The organism is Paraburkholderia sp. D1E (genome assembly GCF_052682275.1).
This window is the reverse complement of record NZ_JBQYMB010000001.1, coordinates 8,157,003-8,174,203: the sequence shown is the minus strand read 5'-3', so window position 1 is coordinate 8,174,203 and position 17,201 is coordinate 8,157,003. Positions and strand designations below refer to the sequence as shown.

The window sequence follows — 17,201 nt, the reverse complement described above, 5'->3', positions numbered from 1 at the left end:
GCATCTATGACATACAAGCTTCTAGTATTCGAAGATATCGTTGCGATTACAGGCATGAAGCGCTTTTCCGCACAGGTGAAGTGGTTCGAAGAGAACTTCCGTGTGCGCGTCATTTGTCGGGCAGACGGATCGGTGGTCATAACCCAGGAGGTCTTTGAGGCACTCTTAGCAAAACGCATGGGGCTTCCACCCAAAGTCACAGTCCCGCCGCCGATTGAGCGGCCGACTTTGCGGCCAGCCTTTACTCGCAAATCGACTGGTGCGAAGGATGGCCCATCGTGAAGCGACGGCGTTCCTGTGATGACGAGTCGGCATGGAATGCCGTCGTCTGGAAAATCAAGCTTCGGTTTGATGCCTTGTATCAAGGCAAAATTTCGGGCTATCGCTCATGGGAAGAATTCTTTCCGGCCAATGCCCGATCAGGACAAAGACGAGCGGATGTGGCCGACCCGATAAGATGTACCCGAGCGACATATGAGCGATGCTTGCTTATGGCGAACGAGATCTGCCGCGTTGCGGAACTCGCCGGGTTCGATGTTTCTATGGGTCGTCAATATACTCACATTGCCCTGAGCAGGGACGGCGCTGAGTCGGCGTTGCGGGTGGTAGAACCGTGCTTTCGAGCCAATACTGACCTCATCTCGAAAGAAGATCAGGCGTCTGTCTACACTCATGGGCTCGTCGGAACCGGCTGGCTTGAAGTGCACGTGAATGAGCACTGGACGAGTGCCGCAGTGTTCAAAGAGAAGTCGGGCCTCATCCTGGCTGAGAGTCTGCCTAAAATCCTTGCCGAGATCGAACGGCGTCATGCGGCTGCGGTTACCTTTGTCGAAAAGAGACGCAGGACCGAGTTGGCGGTCGAACGCGCGCGAGCTGATCGAAAAGTTACCGAGCGTCGGCTCGCAGAAGACCGGAAGCGGCGCGATGAACTGATTGCGCAAGCTCAACAGTGGCACGCCGGTCAAATGATCAAGGCGTACGCGATGGCAATGGCCGGCCAAGTTTCTGAAGGAAAAATGTCGGCGGAAGCGTACGAGCAGTGGCTTGCATGGGCGCTCCAGGTGGCGGATGAATTGGAGCGCGACGTAGCGATTGTTCCGCGAATCAGTTAGTTACCCTGTCAACCCGGACGAGGCAACGTGGAAAAAGCACTGACTTTGAAGGAAGTAGCAGATCTGCTTGGCGTCAGCTACAGCACTGTCTATGCACACAAGGAAAAACTTGGGTTTTTCCAGGTCGGCAATCAGTGGAGAGTCTGGCCCGACATGCTTCGCGAGCGTTCGCTGGCAGATCGTCAAGAAGAGGCGCATCCACGAACTAGGTCGGTCCAGCCCCCGGATAGAAAGAATCGTTATCCTGACTTCCGGACGCTCGAACACGAACGGGCTGTCAAGGCGCTCGATGAGCGTCTTGCGAGAAAGCCGAAAGGCCGGTCAGCGAAGTGAGCTGCCTGTCCGTCGGAATGATCTTCTGTTCTGTCTTGCCACAACAGTCTAGGTTTGCAAAATCCCGCTTGACGAATCCACACTGGATAACTAACCTTTACACATCGTTGAGACAACAGCGATCGGGTTTGGCGACCTGTGATCACAAAGGCGGACGACGACCGCCACATGGCGGTATTTTTTCGTCTGTATACTACGTGTACGTCCATTTTACGGGCGGGCGGTGGTAGGGATACCTTCGGGTATGCCGGGTTTCTTTGTGTCCGGTTCGCCAACCTTGCTATTCGCCTGCCCACCCTCATTTGGCGATGGGGGCGCGGGCTTAACAGCCCACAAAGGACGCACCATGACTACCAATGCCTCCGCTCGTTCCGAGCAAAGCACACAACCACCCGTCAATCTGGCATCGCTTCCGCGCGACGAAGCGCTCGAGCGAGCCCGCGCCGCCGGCCGCGATATTCTTGGCGACGCAGAAGCCGTCCAGGCCGTAGCCGACGCACTCTGGATGAACTGGGTTAACGTTACCACCCCAGTTGCCATTGAACAGACCGACGCCGAGTTCGGAGATCTGGTCGACGCAATGGGCGACGAGTTCTTCAAGGGACTGACGGGCGGAGTCAGTCAGTTCGCGAGTAATGCACGCACGCTTAAGCGGGTCGAGAATTTCCTCGTAGACGAATCAAGCCGCGGGTGGCGAATCTACAATGTCTTGGCATTTATGGCCGAGGCGTTGCCCGACGACACAACCGAATCATTGCCTACGCGTTGCACGGTGGTCGAACTGCGCGAGGACATGAAGAATCTGGCGGCGGACCTGATGGATCTCGTGTGGAGGGCGCGTCATGAATAAGAAAATGTCGGCCATTGATGCACGTAGCGATAACGTTATATCCTCGGGTAACCTTGGCCCTCTTGCTCTCGATGAGCTGACCATCATCATTCGGCCCTCGGGTATAGCGATGGCCAAATACATCGGCACTCGTCTGCAGCTCGAAACCGAAGGTGTTATCCCGGCCGGAACAACGTGGCCGAACGGCTTCGACAGCGTTTCCTGGAAAGCCAACGGGCTTGAATTCCATCTGGTACGCGTACGGCCAGATGGCGCTAAAGGCCCGCGCCGGGCTTTTCTCGATTGTGACAACTGGTGCTTGCGTGTCGAGAGGCTGGACTGGAATTGGCCCGATGAAGCGATCAAGGTTCAGGCTATAAAACTGAACAGGCTGCTGTATGCGCAGACTGCAGAGGGACGCGCGGCGTTTCATCAGAATTTCGCGGCGTACTGGGCGGCAAAACGCGATGAGAAGTTCCAGACGTTCAAGGCACTCATTCCGGGTCTCGTCCCGCCACCACGTAAGCGTCGTCGGCCGTCAGATGACCAGCCTGAAACGCGGGCATAATCGTTTGCAACCGCGCCTAGCCCGGCGGGGCGAAAGCAGGGCTCCCTTACCCTGTTGGCGCGGTTTTCATCCACTGCATCGTCGGAACCGGGTTCGAAGAGATGTTCCCCTCGAATGAGTGCACTTAAACGTCCCCAAGATATTCCGCGTCGTGATCGATTAGTGCTTCGAATTGATATTTGTTTGATTCCTGTTCAGAGAAGCTATTCCGAAGATCGTCCAGCGCGTCGCCGCTAACGCCTTCGCGTTCGGCAATATCCACTGCAGTTCTAAGCGCTTCGACAGCTGCGTCGAGCCCACGCAATATGGCGCCATTCTCGCGTTTGCGACGGTTGTTTCCGTCTTCGATCGCTTGCGTCAGTTGGGAAATGACTTTGTGCATTTCCCATGTATTCGTCCCTCTCGCGAGCCGCTCAATAATTTCAGCGTTCAACGATCGCCCTAGTAACTGCGCGCTTGACGTTAACTCTGCGTGCAAATCTCGTGGAAGTCGGAGCGCCGTCTTGATGTAGTCGTCCTGCGTAGCCATAGTCAGATTGCCTCTATTTTGCCTTCAAAATAATATTGCCTCCATTTTGGAGGCGTTCTATACTTGGGCGCATGCCTTCGAATTGAAGGCACTATATCCCGTGATAGGCGTTTGTGGGCAATTTTTCATGCTCCGAGGCCGATCCGGGCGCCCCGATCACATAGGCGAGGAATTTATGAAGGCAAGAAATACAAAGCTGCATGACGGTGTCCCCAATTTTCTTCCAGCCGTGGGGCTCTCCAAATGGGCTCAAATTGCCCCGTTTCTTCCGGTGGGACGTGAGACCTGGCGCAAGTTGACGCAAGCTGGTAAAGCGCCCCCGCCGATCCGGCTGTCTGAGAAATGCACCGTTTACAAAAATGAAGAAGTGCATAAGTACCTTGCGGATCCTCTCGGTTACAGCCCAAACGCCTCCTGAGGTCCGCCATGACGACCGTTCAGGAGCGCGTGCGCGCGCCGCGCACATTCACGCTTCCGCGTCTTGACGCTTGGTCCGTGCGGCAGGCCGAGCCTGTCGACATAACCGGCGACGCCCGCGCCGACTACGAACGCGAGCTGCGCATCTCTGCCCTCGGCAGTCTCATATGCGCCAGCGGTGCCACACCACTGTGGCGGCGCGTGTGCCTGCGCGAAATGATGAGCGAGATCCGTGCGCGAAGCGCCGACCAGCGGCTGCTGATGGAACTGGCGATCGCCGAATCGATGCGGGGGCAATCTTGAGCCGCTCCCGCAACATCAAACCGGGCTTTTACGCCAATGAGGATCTGGCCGAGTGCTCGATCTGGGCGCGGTTCATCTTCCCGGGGTTGTGGATGATGGCTGATCGCGATGGGCGCCTCGAATTTCGCCCGAAGAAGATCAAGGGCGAGCTGTTGCGCTTTGACAGCGTCGACGTTGAGCCGCTGCTGGACGATCTGGCTGCACACGGTTTCATCGTCATCTATACCGCGGAGGGCCGGCAGTACATCGAAATCCCGACTTTCTCCAAACACCAGAACCCGCATTACAAGGAAGCAGGGAGCGTCATTCCTTCATCGTCATCCGCAGTAAAGCCCGAGGCCGACCGGTCGAATAACGGTCAATCGACGGACCAAAAGCCCGAGGTTCCACCCTCTATCATTGACCAATCATCTCTCAATGATAGATCTACCGTCGTGCATCAATCCCAGGACAAGACTGAGGTTGAACCATCTATCAAAGGTCAATCATCGGTCGATGATAGCGCTATGAACGGGGGGGAAACCCGGCTGATTCCTGATTCTCGTTTCCTGATTCCTGATTCCAGAGAAAACCTAAACCCATTGTCGGGCAAGCCCGACGATGCGAACGGAGAAGAGTCCGAACAGCGCGAGCCGGAACTGGTGCTCGAGGCGAGCGATCCGGTGGCCGAAATTATCGGACACCTCAACGCGGTGGCAGGAGCGAACTTCCGCGTGGTAGAGGCGAGCGCGAAGCTGATTCGGGCCCGCATGCGTGAAGGCGCGACGATGGACGATCTCCATGCTGTCGTGAACGCGAAAAACCGTGAATGGCCCAAAGGCCATGACATGCGCAGGTACCTGCGGCCGGCGACACTTTTCAACGCCGAGAAATTCGCGCAGTACCTTGGGCAGCTCGGCGTGGCCGATGCTGGGGCGGCGCCGAAAAAAGCCAAGTTCGTCTGGTGAGCGGCGCCATGAAAACCTTTCACGATTTCGGGATCGAACTCGGCTCCAAGACTGGTATCGAGGTCAAGGTGACCTGCCCCCAGTGCTCGCCGCACCGCAAGAAAAAGAACTACCCGTGCCTGAACGTCAACACGGATAAGGGCATCTGGAACTGCTGGCATTGCGGCTGGAGCGGGACCCTCAAGGGCGGCGAATGGCAGAAGCCCGAGATCCGCAAGGCATATTCGAAGCCCGCGTTTATTGCGCCGGACCACGTGCCCGACGGCACGCTCGGCTGGTTCAAGACGCGAGGCATCAGTGCTGAAGTCATCGCGCGCAACCGCATCACAAAGGGCACGGCGTACTTTCCGCAGGTCGAGGAAGAGCGGGACTGCATCCTGTTCCCGTATTACCGCGGCGAGGATGTCGTCAACGTCAAGTACCGGACCAAGGACAAGCTATTCCGGATGGCGGCCGGCGCCGAGCGCGTGCTGTACGGTCTGAACGACATCAATCCGGGCTGCCTTGTGTGGGTCGAAGGCGAGATCGACAAGCTGTCGCTCGAGATGGCCGGCGTCATCAGTTGCGTCTCGGTGCCTGACGGCGCGCCTGCGCCTGATTCGCGCGAGTACGCGCACAAGTTCGACTACCTGCTGGATCCGGCGCTTGAAGCGATCGAGGCACACGTGATCGCAGTCGATTCCGATGAGGCGGGCGTGCGGTTGCAGGAGGAGTTGGTGCGTCGGCTCGGCCGCGAGAAGTGCCTCGTCGTGCAGTGGCCGGCGGACTGCAAGGACGCGAACGAAGTGCTCATGAAGCATGGCGCCGAGGTGATCGGCGATTGCATCAGCGGCGCGCGGCCGCTGCCGGTTGAGGGCACATACACGGTCGACGACTTCCGGCAATCAATGCGCGACCGGTATGAGCACGGCGCGCCGCGCGGCATTTCGACTGGCTGGCCGTCGGTGGATCCGCACTATCGCGTGATGACCGGCGAGTGGACCCTGGTCACCGGCATTCCGGGCGCCGGCAAGAGCGAATGGCTCGATGCTCTGTCGATAAACCTCGCGCGCGAGCACGGGTGGACGTTCGGCGTTTTCTCGCCGGAGAACCAGCCGCTCGAGTATCACGCTGACAAGCTGGCGGAAAAGTACATCGGTAAGCCAGCAGAACGCGGGCCCACCGATCGGATGACGGCCGCCGAACACGAAGCGGCGATGGACTGGCTCGACGCGCACTTCACGTTCGTCCAGCCGGAAAGCCCGACAGTCGACAGTCTGCTCGAGATCGCGCGCTCGCTGGTGAAAAGCAAAGGGATCCGCGGGCTGGTCCTCGACCCGTGGAACGAGGTCGACCACATGCGGCCGCCGGCGCTGACCGAGACCGAGTACATATCGCAGTCACTTTCGAAGGTGCGGAAGTTCGCGCGAGAGAACGGCGTTCACGTCTGGATTGTCGCGCACCCACGGATCCTGCGAAAAGAGGATGGCGTGTACCCGGTGCCGACGCCGTACGACGTGGCCGGATCGGCCCACTGGCGCAACAAGGCTGACAACTGCATCGCGGTGCACCGCGATAACTCAGACACGGTGGCGCTCGTGCAGATCCATGTCCAGAAGGTTCGCAAGAAGCAGAACGGGCGGATCGGCATGGTCGAGCTTCGATACAACGCCGTGGTCGGCCAGTACGCGTGCGAGCCGAGTTATGCGCCAAAGCTGCCGAAGACGGCTCCCGCAAAACCTCACCATGAAGCAGGGGAATAGTGATGAATGAACGGTTTTCTGGTGTGCGCACGTTGGACTGGTCGAAGGTAGTTGAGTCATTCAACTGGTCGTACCTGACCGTGACTGCGGCAATGAGCGCCGAAGAGCAACGCACAAAGATCGCTAGAAACTATGCAACGCTGGCCGACGAACTTGAGCACACCGGTGAGGACTGGAGCCGCGTCGACCCGTATCAGATCGCGGACTGGGCGGGGATTATGACGCCGCCGGAATTCGGCGCGTGGCAGGACCTCCGATCAGCCGGGTTGCCGTTATGGCCGTGGCTGCCGGTCGGCGGTTTCTTAGTCAGCTTTGGCAATCCCGTTGCGAAGGTCGCGCTTCAGTGCGGCATCGAATACGACGGCGTCGACGCGGATATTCTGCGGGTTGATCACCGGCTCAGGCAGATTGGATGGAGGGTATTTCGCGTGCCCTACGAGCGCTGCCTGCGCGTCATGGATTCACCGGCCGACGTTCGGGAGAGAACCGGCGAATGCGATGAAGGGTATCGAGCGATTTACCTTGCCGAGACGCTTGCGGGAACGGTTCAGGATCTGCGGCACGCTCTGATCGCCGCGAGCGTGAGCCTGTAGCCATGAAACAGATTGAGCGGAAGAATTCGCCGCAGCGCGCGCTCTGCGAAATCCTGCGAAGCCATCCTGATGTCACGATGAAGGATCTCGCGGAGTTGCGCAGCGTGCATCCGCGTGCTGTCGCCCGCCAGATTCAGGCGCTGGTGACGGATGGCTTTGTTTACGGAGCTGGCTACCCGCGCCGGTACCGCATGACGTCGAAGCCGCTGCCAGACGCATTGGCGCCAACGCCGCGCTCGCGCGCAACCATGAAGTGCCGCTCGCACGGCCGTCACGGCGGCGTCTCGTCGGGCTTTCTCGGTCCAGCGGTCGGCGATCTCGAGCCCGTGATGTACGCGTGGGCGGGAGCGTGACATGGCGACAGTCCGCGAACTGTATCGAAACAACTCCAGCACCCGGACTATCTGCCAGATGCTCGAGCGTGCGGGGCCGCTCACGCAGACTCAAATCTCGGCGGCCGGCGAGTTCACTGCAGGTTGCGCATGCAAGTGCCTCAAGTTGCTGATCGAAGAAGGGTATGTACGGCGTGGACCGAGGGCGATGAGCAGACAGCGCAACACGATCGGTCCGCGGCCATGGACTTACATCCGCACCGCCAAGGCACTGCCGTCGACGAAAACGGGCCGCCCAGCCACGCCGACCGCGCAGGCCTTATGCGACATCATGAACAGCATCATCAGACGCTCAATGGCCGTTTCATGAGGCAGGAAATATTCGTAGAGTGGGCTCGTCTCCATAGCGTGTGGTTTAGCCCGGTTCGCCGGGCACTTTTTCGATGAAACCAGATTCAGTCCTCTGCCCGTACTGCCATCGCGAATGGCAGATCACCACGATCGACATGGTCCGGCGGCGTGAGCCGTTGTGGTGTGACGCGTGCGTGAAGAGGGCAGACGACAGGCTCGTCGAAGCGATCAGGCGCTATCCGGACAAACCGCAAACAGGCAGCGCGGTGATAGAAGAAACGCCGACGGGGGCCCATTAGCCCAGGCCCGAACAACTGGTGTCGCGCCAGCTCGATAAACATGGCTGAATGGTGGAGAAGCCCCGCCAGGACCGACCGGAATGGCTGAACGCACAAAGGCGCAGCAGGTCGACCAAGCCGGATATACCCGCCGCGACCAAGAAAACCACTTTTTTTAGCGGGTGGGAAGTCACGCCTTGTGCAGAAGGTTAAGCGTGTTATTGACCGCCCAGCAGGAGCTGAGCGGGCGCTGCATTAAAGCTTCTCGATGCGGTCAGTCAACTCAGCGATGAATCCTCCAAGCCATGCCGCCGACATTTTGCCGGAATCATCCGGGCTGCGCTTGTTGTCTACAGCGACGGGGTGAAGAACGCCAGCCTGAACTGCCAACTTCGCGATTTCAATAGCGCGTTCCGTAGACTCAGTTCGATTGTAAGTTGCCATGTAGTTTCCTTGTTATGAACGCCGGCCCTCCCGGCGAGGGAATTCTACATGGCTACCTTCAATGCACAGGCGCGTACCCGATTGCATCAACACCCGTCTGTTCGATCCATTCGTCACGATCCGCAAAGCCAGTAGCTTTCGCCATATGATCGGCAAGCTCTTCCAGCGTCGGTGCTTCAGATGCCGAGTAGTAGCCGAGCGGCGCATCGCCTTCGGGCGTCAAGATGGCGTAGATCATTTGAACCTCCAGTGTCTAGCCATCTTAACGTCACGAAATCACCGACGCTTTAGGGGAAAATATCGTTTAGAGCGGTGCTCCGAATTTTCGGCAAAGGTTCTCGTAGGCTTCCACTTTCGCCGCCTCAGCGTCCTCGTCGCGACCAGCGGGCATGTTGTATGGGATGGACTGCTGAAGCTTGACCTCGGTGGGCCTGTTTGCTTTGTCGCGGGTTGACCTGTATGCGTCCGACAGCATCGTCCGGACCTGGTCCAACTTCCGTTGATCACTGCCAAGCAGGTTGAGCAGGACACTTTCAATTGCATCCAGTCTCGCGTGCACCAGCTTCGTTTCGTAATCCATGAACACCCCCTCTGTCGGAAAGCAACCGGATCAGTCGCTCGGGCAATGTACGGCATGGGAGTGAACAAATCCATTGCGGCATCCCACCCACGCGCGCACGCACACGCGTGAGCAAAGGCTCACAGGCAGCGGCGTAGAGAGCGGAGAGGTGGCGCTTTCAGGTGTCGTGGGTGCCCTAAAAACACCCATTTGGCGATCCGGTTGGCATCTGCGGCGCGAGGATTCTCATCCGCCGGTCGGCCTGGCGTTCAAGCCATGGGCCTGCGTGATCGGGTACAGGTGGGGGTATCAGCTGGATGGATTGGCGGCAGAGCCTTTGCTGGCAAGGCTTTGAGGCGTGGTTAGGTTCCTGGATCAGAACCGGAGCACGCACCGATGCAGTCGCACGCGTCCCAATAGGAATGATTCTCAACTCTGGGACCACCCGAGGCCCCACGGACGGGGGTGCACAAATTTCGGGGACCCTCTCTCCAATCTGCGTAGAGGAAAAACATCGATTGGGTTGATGCGTCATACCGCATATCATCCGGGTTCAGACTGTCGGGAAAATACGCGAGACCGTCGCCTTCGAAACGCGAATATAGGTGCGCACGCGCCACAAACGGGGATCACCATGAAAGGCTGTCTAACAAAGGTTTGCGTTGGTTTAGCGATTTCCTGCGCGTTGCCCGCGTATGCCGATTGTGTGATTGGCGCAAAAGGTGCCACCAAGTATCAGGTGCTGGACAACCATACGATCCTGCTATCTGGCGGCATCAGCGGTTCAATCCTCATTAAGTCGTTCACGTTCTTCACATCCAGTTCTCAAGTTGCAGTGCTCAAAGACGACTTTTGCGACTTTGAGGACGCTGTCTTATACGTAGACGGCGAGACAGTAGACGCGCAGCAGGTCAAGCAGATCCGATAGCCGAACCAATCTCCGAACGGAATCCCGCTCCAGCGGGTTTTCGTCCGCGCACAGGAAAAACACCGATGATCCTCCGCAATGGAGGATTGCATGGCTCTGACCAACGCCGCCTTGCTCAAGGCGATTTCCGAAGATCGCGCGCTCGCATCGGCGATGCTATTCCCACACCGGCATCCTCAGTCGTCGCCGCCTTGCCACGTTGAGATCATGGACCTGTGGCGATCGCAGGATGAGTTCGTCGAAATCGAGATGTTTCGGGAAGGGGCGAAGTCGACGCTCTCCGAAGAGTTCCTGCTGGTCGAGGCGTGCTTCGCCAACTTCGGCTACTGCATCATCATCGGTGAGACCTACACGAAGGCCTGTCAAAGGCTTGAGGCGATCAAGTTCGAGGCCAGCCGCAACATGAAGTTGCAGGGTCTCTTTGGCCGGCTGAAGGAGTCCGGCCGTGTCTGGAACGAAAACCAGATGGAACTCGCCAACGGCGTGCTGCTCGAGGCACACGGCTGGGAGGAAGAACTGCGCGGCTTCAAGTGGCACGACCTGCGGCCTGACCGAGCGTACCTCGACGACATCGAGAACAAGGAGCGGGTCAAGGACAAGTCAGCCGTCGACGCGTCGATGAAAAAGATTTACCTCGAGTTGATGCCTGCGATGGACAAGGTCAAGGGCAAGGTCCGGATCACCGGGACGCCACTCGCTGAAGATTGCATGATCACGCGTCTGCGCGAGAACCCGGACTGGACGTCACGACGCTATCCGATCTGCAACGGTGACATCGACGATCCAGCAACCGAAGCGACGTGGCCAGAGCGCTACCCGATGGAGTGGATCCGCCAGAAGCGCGACGAGGCCGAACGTGCAGGACAGTTGCGCGGCTTCCTGCAGGAATACATGCTGATGGCGATCGGCACGCAGGACAAGCCGTTCGAATCGGAACAGATTCGCGAGATCCCTCTCGACCCGGCGCCGTGGATGCCGAAGACACTCATCACCGATCCAGCGCGCACGGTCGACGTGAAGAAGAGCGACCGGACCGGCCGGGTTGTGGTGAGCCGGCTGGGTACCACGATATACGTTCACCAGTCGTCGGGCGAGTACTGGAAGCCGAACGAGATCATCGACGATCTGTTCAAGACCTCGGCCCGATATGGAAATGCCGTCGCCGCGATCGAAAAGAATTCGCTCGATGAGTGGCTACTCCAGCCGCTGCGTGCGGAGATGCTTCGCCGCGGCGTGACGCTCGCACTCAAACCTCTGTCCGCGCCGCAGGACCGCGACAAGGTGCAGTTCATCATGGGTATGCAGCCGTTCTTCCAGGCCGGCGACATCGTGCTGGTCGGCGGGAGAGGGCAGCATCCCCAGCTTGTTGCCGAGATACTGAACTTCCCGAGTGGCAAGCGCGACATCCTGAACGCTCTCGCATACTTCCAGCGCGTTTTCTCCGGCGCGCCGGTGTACGAGGAATTCGGTCAGTGGAACCTGATCGACGGTTACGAGCCGTCGGCACACCACGCAATGGCGCTGGCGTTCAACGCGGCCGGAGCGGAGACCACCGCGGCGCTGATCTGCATCGAAGGCGAGCGCATGGTGGTGATGGCAGACTGGATCTCACCGGTGCCGCCTGCGCAGGCGGTGCCCGACATCGCGCAGCTCGTGCGCGCTGCGTTCCCGCGCGCACGCGTGACGGCATGGCTGCCGGCCGACGTGCTGGACCAGTCAGACCGCATGCCGATCGTGCCAGCACTACGCGCTGCAAAACTCAATCCGATGCGTGGCGGCTACGTCAACGTCTCGCGCGGCGCGCTATCGTCGATGATCCGGACGGAGTCGCGTGGCAAGCGCCTGTTCCTCGTCGACTCGGGCGCCACGCACACTCTCAACGCACTGGCCGGCGGCTACAACTTCCCGGTGAACCGCACAGGAAATAAAGATAGCCTCCCTGAGACTGGTCCGCACCGCACCTTGATGGAAGGTCTGGAGTCGGCCACCTACGTGATCAGCTCGCAGAGCAACGACGTCATTCCGGACGGCGTGCACACCGCGGTGAACCCGCAGGGCGCGAGCTACCTGACCACTCTCCCGAGGAGATAGACATGGCCGTTTCGAAATCGAATTCGCCCAAGGCCCCGAGCCAGAACCCAGTCAAGTTCTATGAAGGCAAGCAGCAAGGTGGGACGCATGGCAAGCCCGAGCGCGTCGGTGAGCGCCTGAAGGGCGGCCCGATGCGCGAGAAGATGGGCAAGCGGGGTCTGTGATCATGAAGAAGCGCTTCGGCAAAGGCGACGCCGGCAAGGGTGAAACCCGGTCCGAGTCGCGCGATATCCGCAGCTTCTACGGCACCACGCCGAAGAAGCCCGAGCCTGACGACCGGCCGTCGCGCACACCGCGCGACCGGAACACTGGCAGCAGCCTCGAGAAGAAACTGCGCGGTAAGGTCATCGGCTAATGGCCCGCGCGAAAAAAGAGAAAAAGCAGGACGACAAGCCCGCAGTCGAAACACTGGACTCGCGGGCTCTTGACGCTGAGAAGACCGGCGAGGAACTGGAAAACTGGGCCGAAAAGCCCGACTCCGACGCGTATATAGAAGCGGCAAAGCTTTACACAAAGATCGCCAAATGCTTCGAGAACAAGCAGGAGCAGATGGACCGGATCGAGGAGTACTGGTCCATCTTCAACGCGCAGCCCGATGAAAATGCGCAGTACTCGGGCAACAGCCAGTGCTACATCCCGGCCGTGCGCAACGCGATCAAGGCGCGCATGAAGCGCACGCTTGCGCAACTCTTCCCGGTCAATCACAAGCACGTCGGTGCCACCGGCCCCGACGGCGATATCCCGTTTTCCCAGATCAGCCTGCTCGAGCATTACGTTCGCAGCGCGAATCTGCGCGACGTCGTGCGGGCGGATCTGATCGCCGGCGACGTGACCGGGCAGTGGAATCTGTATATCGACTGGACGAAGACCTATCGCAAGGTCACCGAGCTCATGAAGAAACCGCCGATTCTCGAAGACAGCGAGATCGGGGTTGAGGTCGAAGACGTGACGGTCGATGAAGACGAGTGGGAGTGGGAAAAGGATCCGAAAGAGGTGATCGAGGAAGGGCCGGACGTCGTCCCGTTCGCCACCGAGGATCTGGCGGTTTATCCGCCGACCTGCAACGACATCCAGAAGGCGACGGCGACCGCGATCAAGCTGCGCATGTCGAGCGACGCGATCCAGCAGTTCGTCGATGAAGGTGTGTTTGTCGGGCATACCGCGAAGGAAATCATCGACCGGATGGCGCAGCCCAGCAAGGGGCGTGAGAAGTACGTGGCGCCGAAGAAGCGCACTGGCGACGCAGGCATCCGCACCGAAGGCACCTACAAATACGCGCTTATCTATGAAACGCACACGAATCTGGATCTGGGTAACGGCAAGGAGCCGTGCTTCGTTTATTACGCGGGCGCGGAAGATATTCTTGGCATTATCCGCAATCCATTTTGGTCTGGAAAACGCCCGATCCTCTCAGCGCCGATCGAACGGATTCAGGGTTCCGCCTTCGGCGTCTCGATGATCGAGTCGGTCAAGTTCCTGCAATGGAACCTGAACGACTACTGGAACATGGGGCAGGACAGCGCACAGTACGCGTTGCTGCCGATCGTGATGACGGACCCGCTGTCCCAGCCGAATTACCAGAGCATGGTGATGGGGCTCGCCGCAGTGTGGCTTGCAGATCCGAACAAGACGAAGTTCACGCAATTCCCGGCGATCTACAAGGACGCGGTCGCGCTCTGCCAGGCGATCAAGCAGGAAATCAACGAGTCGATGGACGTCAACGACGCCATGCTCGGCAAGGCTCCGCAGGGCCGGAAGAATCAGGCGCAGATGGCCGCACAGGCGCAGGCGCAGGAATCGAACATTATCGACAACGCGAAGCGGTACGAGGACGTGATCCTCAATCCGCTGCTCGAATGGATGTTCGAGCTCGATCGTCAGTTCCGCACCGAAGAGGTCACGGTCGAGGTGCTGGGCGAAGTCGGTGTGCGCGCAAACCTGCAGGTCATTCCGGTACAGGCGTTCGGCGAGCGGTTTTTCTTCCGCTGGTGCGGTACGTCGTACCAGAACAACATGCAGCGCATGCAGCAGATGATCGCGTGGATGAACGTGCTGCGCGGCATTCCTCCGCAGCAGCTCGACGGCCGACGCCTGAATATCGGGCCAATCCTCGAGTTTGGTACCGAACAAATCTTCGGGCCCGAAGTGGCGCCGCGGATCCTGATCGACGAGCGCAACCTGTTCCACGTCGAGCCGGACGATGAAAACCTGATGATGCACAACGGCCTCACCGCCGAGATCCATCAGGCCGACGACGACCGTCGGCACATCCAGTCCCACCTTGCGGCCGCGCAGATGACCGGCGATCCGGCCGGGCTGTTCCGCGCGCACATTCAGCAGCATCAGCAGGCCATGCAGGCGAAGCTGCAGGCATCCCAGCCGCAGCCACAGGGACAGCCAGGTGTGCCCGGCGGCGCGGGTGCAGGCGTGGCAGGTACTCCACGATCGGGTGCGCAGCCTGGACAGCCTCGGCCGCAAGGTCCGCCCGGCATGATCCATCCAGATCAGATGGCCTCACCGACTGCGGGGCCGCGATGAAACGCTTCGTTGCGCGCTGCACGCCATGGGGCACCGTCCAGACGGGCCATTTCTTCACGCTCCTGAACGACGCGGAAAAGTCAGCGGTGCTGATGCATGAGCAGGCGCACGTCCGCAATCGCGATGCGCTCCGCCGGTTGTGGTGGGTGTTCTCGCTGCAGATCCTGTTCCGCACGCAATGGGTTTTCGCGCAATGCCGCAAGCAGGAATATGCGGCCGACGCGTACGCAAGCGCGCGCGGTCACGGCACCGCTCTGCGTTCCTTTCTGAGACGCTTCCCTCAGACGTCCAGTCCGCTTTATCCGAGCACACGGCAACGCCTGGAGGCACTCGATGGCTGACCAGTTCCTGATTCTGGCGCCACAGGTACGCGCCGCCGGCACGGACGTGCCGCCCGAGCAGATACAGGCTGCGCTGAATTCGATCGCGCAGCAGGTGACGCTTGCGCTGAATGCACTTGTTGGCGAACCCGAACCGCCGAGCGGCCCGGCGGGTGGAGACCTGAGCGGCACGTATCCGAACCCCACGGTTGCTAAGGTGAACGGCCTTACTGCCGGCACGATGGCGAACCAGAACGCGAACGCCGTGGCTATCACCGGCGGCACGATCGCCGGCGTGACGGTATCGACGTCTACTGCGATTGGTGTAGCCAGTGGCGGCACCGGCCAGAACAGTCTGTCGGCGCATAACGTGCTGCTTGGCGAAGGCACGGCCGGTGTTGGTTTCGTCGCGCCAGGCGCGTCGGGGAACATTCTTTCCTCGACCGGCGCGGCGGCTGATCCTGCATTCCAGAGCGCTGCAACCTTGGGTCTGGCCACGACGAGCGGCACGCTTGCGCAGTTCGCTGCGACGACGTCCGCGCAACTGGCTGGCGTCATTTCAGATGAAACCGGCTCGGGCAGTCTGGTATTCGGCACCGCGCCGACGTTGAGCAACCCGGTTGTCGGTACGCAGGCCGCGCACGACAGTTCGACGAAGGCTGCATCGACGGCATTTGTTGAGGCCGAATTCGCAAGCCCCCCGACCGCAGGTGTTGGAAGCGGAACGCCTTCGCCCGGAGTCTTCACGAATCTCAGCGCGAGCGGAACCTTGACCGGATTTGCAGGGCGTCTGCTTAACGTTCAGCGTTTTACTGCAGGTGCTACTTACACTCCCACTACAGGAACTAACAGTGTTGTTGTTGAAATTGTAGGGGCTGGTGGAGCGGTGGCAACAGGAGCAGCCCAGGTTTCCTCAAGCGGCGGAGGCGGTGCAGGAGGTGTTATCCGGCACCGAATGACATCAGGATTCAGCGGCTCAACAGTAACCGTTGGAACTGGAGGGGCTGGTGTCGCAGGGGCTACAGGAGGTGCAGGCGGCAGCAGCAGCTTCGCCGGAGTAACCGCCAATGGAGGTTCTGGAGGTGGAGCAGGAACTGTCGGTACGACGTCTTTTGGTGCCGGTGGTGCCGGTGGTTCTGCTTCAGGTGGATCTCTTGTAAATGCCGGAGGGAATACCGGAGATTACGGTTTAAGTTATCAAACAGGAGCCTGGACCATTGCAGGGGCAGGAGGCATTTCTCCTTACGGCATGCGTGGTGCAGCTCAATCTGCAGGCGGTACAACTGGCAATGCTGCAAGTGGTTTCGGGGCTGGAGGCTCAGGATCCACTAACGGGGCTTCAGCGGGAACAACAGTAGCGGGCGGCGCAGGAGCTGCCGGCCTGGTGATAGTTTGGGAGTACGCATGAACGAATTGACCCAGACAGGAAATATTTCTACAAATGCGTCAGCCTCTTCAGGAGAAGAACGTGCGCAAAAACCGTATCGCCGAACTGATCGGCACACTGTTCCCGGCGATCGGCCCAGGTCAGACGCCCAATATCCCCGACAACGGCGCGATCCCGGATCAGATCGGCCTGGTGAACGCCATTCTGGGCATGAATCCGCTGCAGGAAGCAATCTATAACGCGGACGCTGCGACGGCCTCGAAGACGTTATCCGGCACAGAAATGAGCGGCGCCGCTCAGGTATTCCTCGGGTTCACCGGCACCTTTGGCGCAGGCGGCGCACTTACGCTGCCGACCGTCGCAAACCTGATCGCCTCACTGCCTTCCGTAGTGCAGGCGAATCCTGTCGGGATTACCTGGCAGCTGCGGGTCATCAACGTCGGCACGACCCAGACACTCACGATGACGACCAACACCGGCTGGACGCTCAACGGGACGATGACTCTCGCGACGGCGACCTTCCGCGACTTCGTCGTGACGATCACGAGCGCGACGACTGCAGTTATCCAGAACGTCGGTTCTGGCACGCCGTAAGGATGG

25 protein-coding genes are annotated in these 17,201 nt (G+C 59.6%); 21 read left to right on the top strand and 4 right to left on the bottom strand.

Features of this window, described 5'->3' with window-relative positions:
• Positions 1 to 6 precede the first annotated feature (6 nt).
• From ACUN0E_RS36780 to ACUN0E_RS36760, 5 genes are all read left to right on the top strand, one after another.
• On the top strand, positions 7 to 282 hold the full coding sequence (locus ACUN0E_RS36780; protein WP_445569700.1) for a DUF4224 domain-containing protein: 276 nt from the start codon (positions 7 to 9) through the stop codon (positions 280 to 282).
• The gene (locus ACUN0E_RS36775; RefSeq protein WP_445569699.1) at positions 279 to 1,112 is read left to right on the top strand and encodes a hypothetical protein; all 834 of its coding nucleotides are present in this window, start codon (positions 279 to 281) and stop codon (positions 1,110 to 1,112) included. Before ACUN0E_RS36780 ends, ACUN0E_RS36775 begins: the two co-directional genes overlap by 4 nt.
• A 27-nt stretch (positions 1,113 to 1,139) precedes the next feature.
• Entirely contained in the window at positions 1,140 to 1,445 is a 306-nt protein-coding gene (locus ACUN0E_RS36770; protein WP_445569698.1) for a helix-turn-helix domain-containing protein, read from the top strand.
• Positions 1,446 to 1,791: 346 nt separating this feature from the next.
• Positions 1,792 to 2,295, top strand: coding sequence for a hypothetical protein (locus ACUN0E_RS36765; RefSeq protein WP_445569697.1), 504 nt, complete (start codon positions 1,792 to 1,794; stop codon positions 2,293 to 2,295).
• Entirely contained in the window at positions 2,288 to 2,842 is a 555-nt protein-coding gene (locus ACUN0E_RS36760) for a hypothetical protein (protein ID WP_445569696.1), read from the top strand. The genes ACUN0E_RS36765 and ACUN0E_RS36760 overlap by 8 nt, the downstream gene beginning before the upstream one ends.
• Positions 2,843 to 2,966: 124 nt before the next feature.
• On the opposite strand, the gene ACUN0E_RS36755 is transcribed toward ACUN0E_RS36760, so the two are convergent.
• The gene (locus ACUN0E_RS36755; protein ID WP_445569695.1) at positions 2,967 to 3,371 is read right to left on the bottom strand and encodes an Arc family DNA-binding protein; all 405 of its coding nucleotides are present in this window, start codon (positions 3,369 to 3,371) and stop codon (positions 2,967 to 2,969) included.
• A gap of 175 nt (positions 3,372 to 3,546) precedes the next feature.
• Here ACUN0E_RS36755 and ACUN0E_RS36750 point away from each other — a divergent pair, with 175 nt between their 5' ends.
• The 8 genes from ACUN0E_RS36750 to ACUN0E_RS36715 all read left to right on the top strand — a co-directional run bounded on the left by ACUN0E_RS36750 (position 3,547) and on the right by ACUN0E_RS36715 (position 8,355).
• The gene (locus ACUN0E_RS36750) at positions 3,547 to 3,789 is read left to right on the top strand and encodes a helix-turn-helix transcriptional regulator (RefSeq protein WP_445569694.1); all 243 of its coding nucleotides are present in this window, start codon (positions 3,547 to 3,549) and stop codon (positions 3,787 to 3,789) included.
• An 8-nt stretch (positions 3,790 to 3,797) separates the two neighbouring features.
• On the top strand, positions 3,798 to 4,091 hold the full coding sequence (locus tag ACUN0E_RS36745) for a hypothetical protein (protein WP_445569693.1): 294 nt from the start codon (positions 3,798 to 3,800) through the stop codon (positions 4,089 to 4,091).
• Entirely contained in the window at positions 4,088 to 5,038 is a 951-nt protein-coding gene (locus ACUN0E_RS36740; RefSeq protein WP_445569692.1) for a conserved phage C-terminal domain-containing protein, read from the top strand. The genes ACUN0E_RS36745 and ACUN0E_RS36740 overlap by 4 nt, the downstream gene beginning before the upstream one ends.
• Positions 5,039 to 5,046: 8 nt before the next feature.
• Positions 5,047 to 6,780 (top strand): DnaB-like helicase C-terminal domain-containing protein, encoded by a 1,734-nt coding sequence (locus tag ACUN0E_RS36735; protein WP_445569691.1) that lies wholly within the window; start codon positions 5,047 to 5,049, stop codon positions 6,778 to 6,780.
• A 92-nt stretch (positions 6,781 to 6,872) separates the two neighbouring features.
• Positions 6,873 to 7,373 (top strand): hypothetical protein, encoded by a 501-nt coding sequence (locus tag ACUN0E_RS36730; protein ID WP_445569690.1) that lies wholly within the window; start codon positions 6,873 to 6,875, stop codon positions 7,371 to 7,373.
• 2 nt (positions 7,374 to 7,375) lie between these two features.
• Positions 7,376 to 7,726 (top strand): hypothetical protein, encoded by a 351-nt coding sequence (locus tag ACUN0E_RS36725; RefSeq protein ID WP_445569689.1) that lies wholly within the window; start codon positions 7,376 to 7,378, stop codon positions 7,724 to 7,726.
• 1 nt (position 7,727) lies between these two features.
• Positions 7,728 to 8,075 (top strand): MarR family transcriptional regulator, encoded by a 348-nt coding sequence (locus ACUN0E_RS36720; protein WP_445569688.1) that lies wholly within the window; start codon positions 7,728 to 7,730, stop codon positions 8,073 to 8,075.
• Between the two features lie 73 nt (positions 8,076 to 8,148).
• Positions 8,149 to 8,355, top strand: coding sequence for a hypothetical protein (locus tag ACUN0E_RS36715; protein WP_445569687.1), 207 nt, complete (start codon positions 8,149 to 8,151; stop codon positions 8,353 to 8,355).
• A 234-nt stretch (positions 8,356 to 8,589) separates the two neighbouring features.
• Here the strand turns inward: ACUN0E_RS36715 and ACUN0E_RS36710 are convergent, their stop codons facing one another.
• From ACUN0E_RS36710 to ACUN0E_RS36700, 3 genes are all read right to left on the bottom strand, one after another.
• Positions 8,590 to 8,778, bottom strand: coding sequence for a hypothetical protein (locus ACUN0E_RS36710; RefSeq protein WP_445569686.1), 189 nt, complete (start codon positions 8,776 to 8,778; stop codon positions 8,590 to 8,592).
• Positions 8,779 to 8,836: 58 nt separating this feature from the next.
• Positions 8,837 to 9,016, bottom strand: coding sequence for a beta-lactoglobulin I (locus tag ACUN0E_RS36705; RefSeq protein WP_445569685.1), 180 nt, complete (start codon positions 9,014 to 9,016; stop codon positions 8,837 to 8,839).
• A gap of 66 nt (positions 9,017 to 9,082) precedes the next feature.
• Positions 9,083 to 9,358, bottom strand: a complete 276-nt coding sequence (locus ACUN0E_RS36700; protein WP_445569684.1) for a hypothetical protein — start codon at positions 9,356 to 9,358, stop codon at positions 9,083 to 9,085.
• Between the two features lie 613 nt (positions 9,359 to 9,971).
• On the opposite strand from ACUN0E_RS36700, the gene ACUN0E_RS36695 reads away from it, so the two are divergent.
• The 8 genes from ACUN0E_RS36695 (at position 9,972) to ACUN0E_RS36660 (ending at position 17,195) form a co-directional block, all read left to right on the top strand.
• Entirely contained in the window at positions 9,972 to 10,265 is a 294-nt protein-coding gene (locus ACUN0E_RS36695; RefSeq protein WP_445569683.1) for a hypothetical protein, read from the top strand.
• Between the two features lie 90 nt (positions 10,266 to 10,355).
• Complete coding sequence (locus tag ACUN0E_RS36690) at positions 10,356 to 12,356, top strand: hypothetical protein (RefSeq protein WP_445569682.1); 2,001 nt, start codon at positions 10,356 to 10,358, stop codon at positions 12,354 to 12,356.
• A 2-nt stretch (positions 12,357 to 12,358) separates the two neighbouring features.
• Complete coding sequence (locus tag ACUN0E_RS36685; protein WP_445569681.1) at positions 12,359 to 12,520, top strand: hypothetical protein; 162 nt, start codon at positions 12,359 to 12,361, stop codon at positions 12,518 to 12,520.
• A 2-nt stretch (positions 12,521 to 12,522) separates the two neighbouring features.
• Entirely contained in the window at positions 12,523 to 12,711 is a 189-nt protein-coding gene (locus ACUN0E_RS36680) for a hypothetical protein (protein WP_445569680.1), read from the top strand.
• Positions 12,711 to 14,894: a hypothetical protein gene (locus ACUN0E_RS36675; protein ID WP_445569679.1), complete on the top strand. Its 2,184-nt coding sequence runs from the start codon at positions 12,711 to 12,713 to the stop codon at positions 14,892 to 14,894. Before ACUN0E_RS36680 ends, ACUN0E_RS36675 begins: the two co-directional genes overlap by 1 nt.
• Positions 14,891 to 15,235 (top strand): hypothetical protein, encoded by a 345-nt coding sequence (locus ACUN0E_RS36670; protein WP_445569678.1) that lies wholly within the window; start codon positions 14,891 to 14,893, stop codon positions 15,233 to 15,235. Before ACUN0E_RS36675 ends, ACUN0E_RS36670 begins: the two co-directional genes overlap by 4 nt.
• Positions 15,228 to 16,622, top strand: a complete 1,395-nt coding sequence (locus tag ACUN0E_RS36665) for a glycine-rich domain-containing protein (RefSeq protein ID WP_445569677.1) — start codon at positions 15,228 to 15,230, stop codon at positions 16,620 to 16,622. The genes ACUN0E_RS36670 and ACUN0E_RS36665 overlap by 8 nt, the downstream gene beginning before the upstream one ends.
• A 33-nt stretch (positions 16,623 to 16,655) precedes the next feature.
• Positions 16,656 to 17,195, top strand: coding sequence for a hypothetical protein (locus ACUN0E_RS36660; protein ID WP_445569676.1), 540 nt, complete (start codon positions 16,656 to 16,658; stop codon positions 17,193 to 17,195).
• Positions 17,196 to 17,201 lie beyond the last annotated feature (6 nt).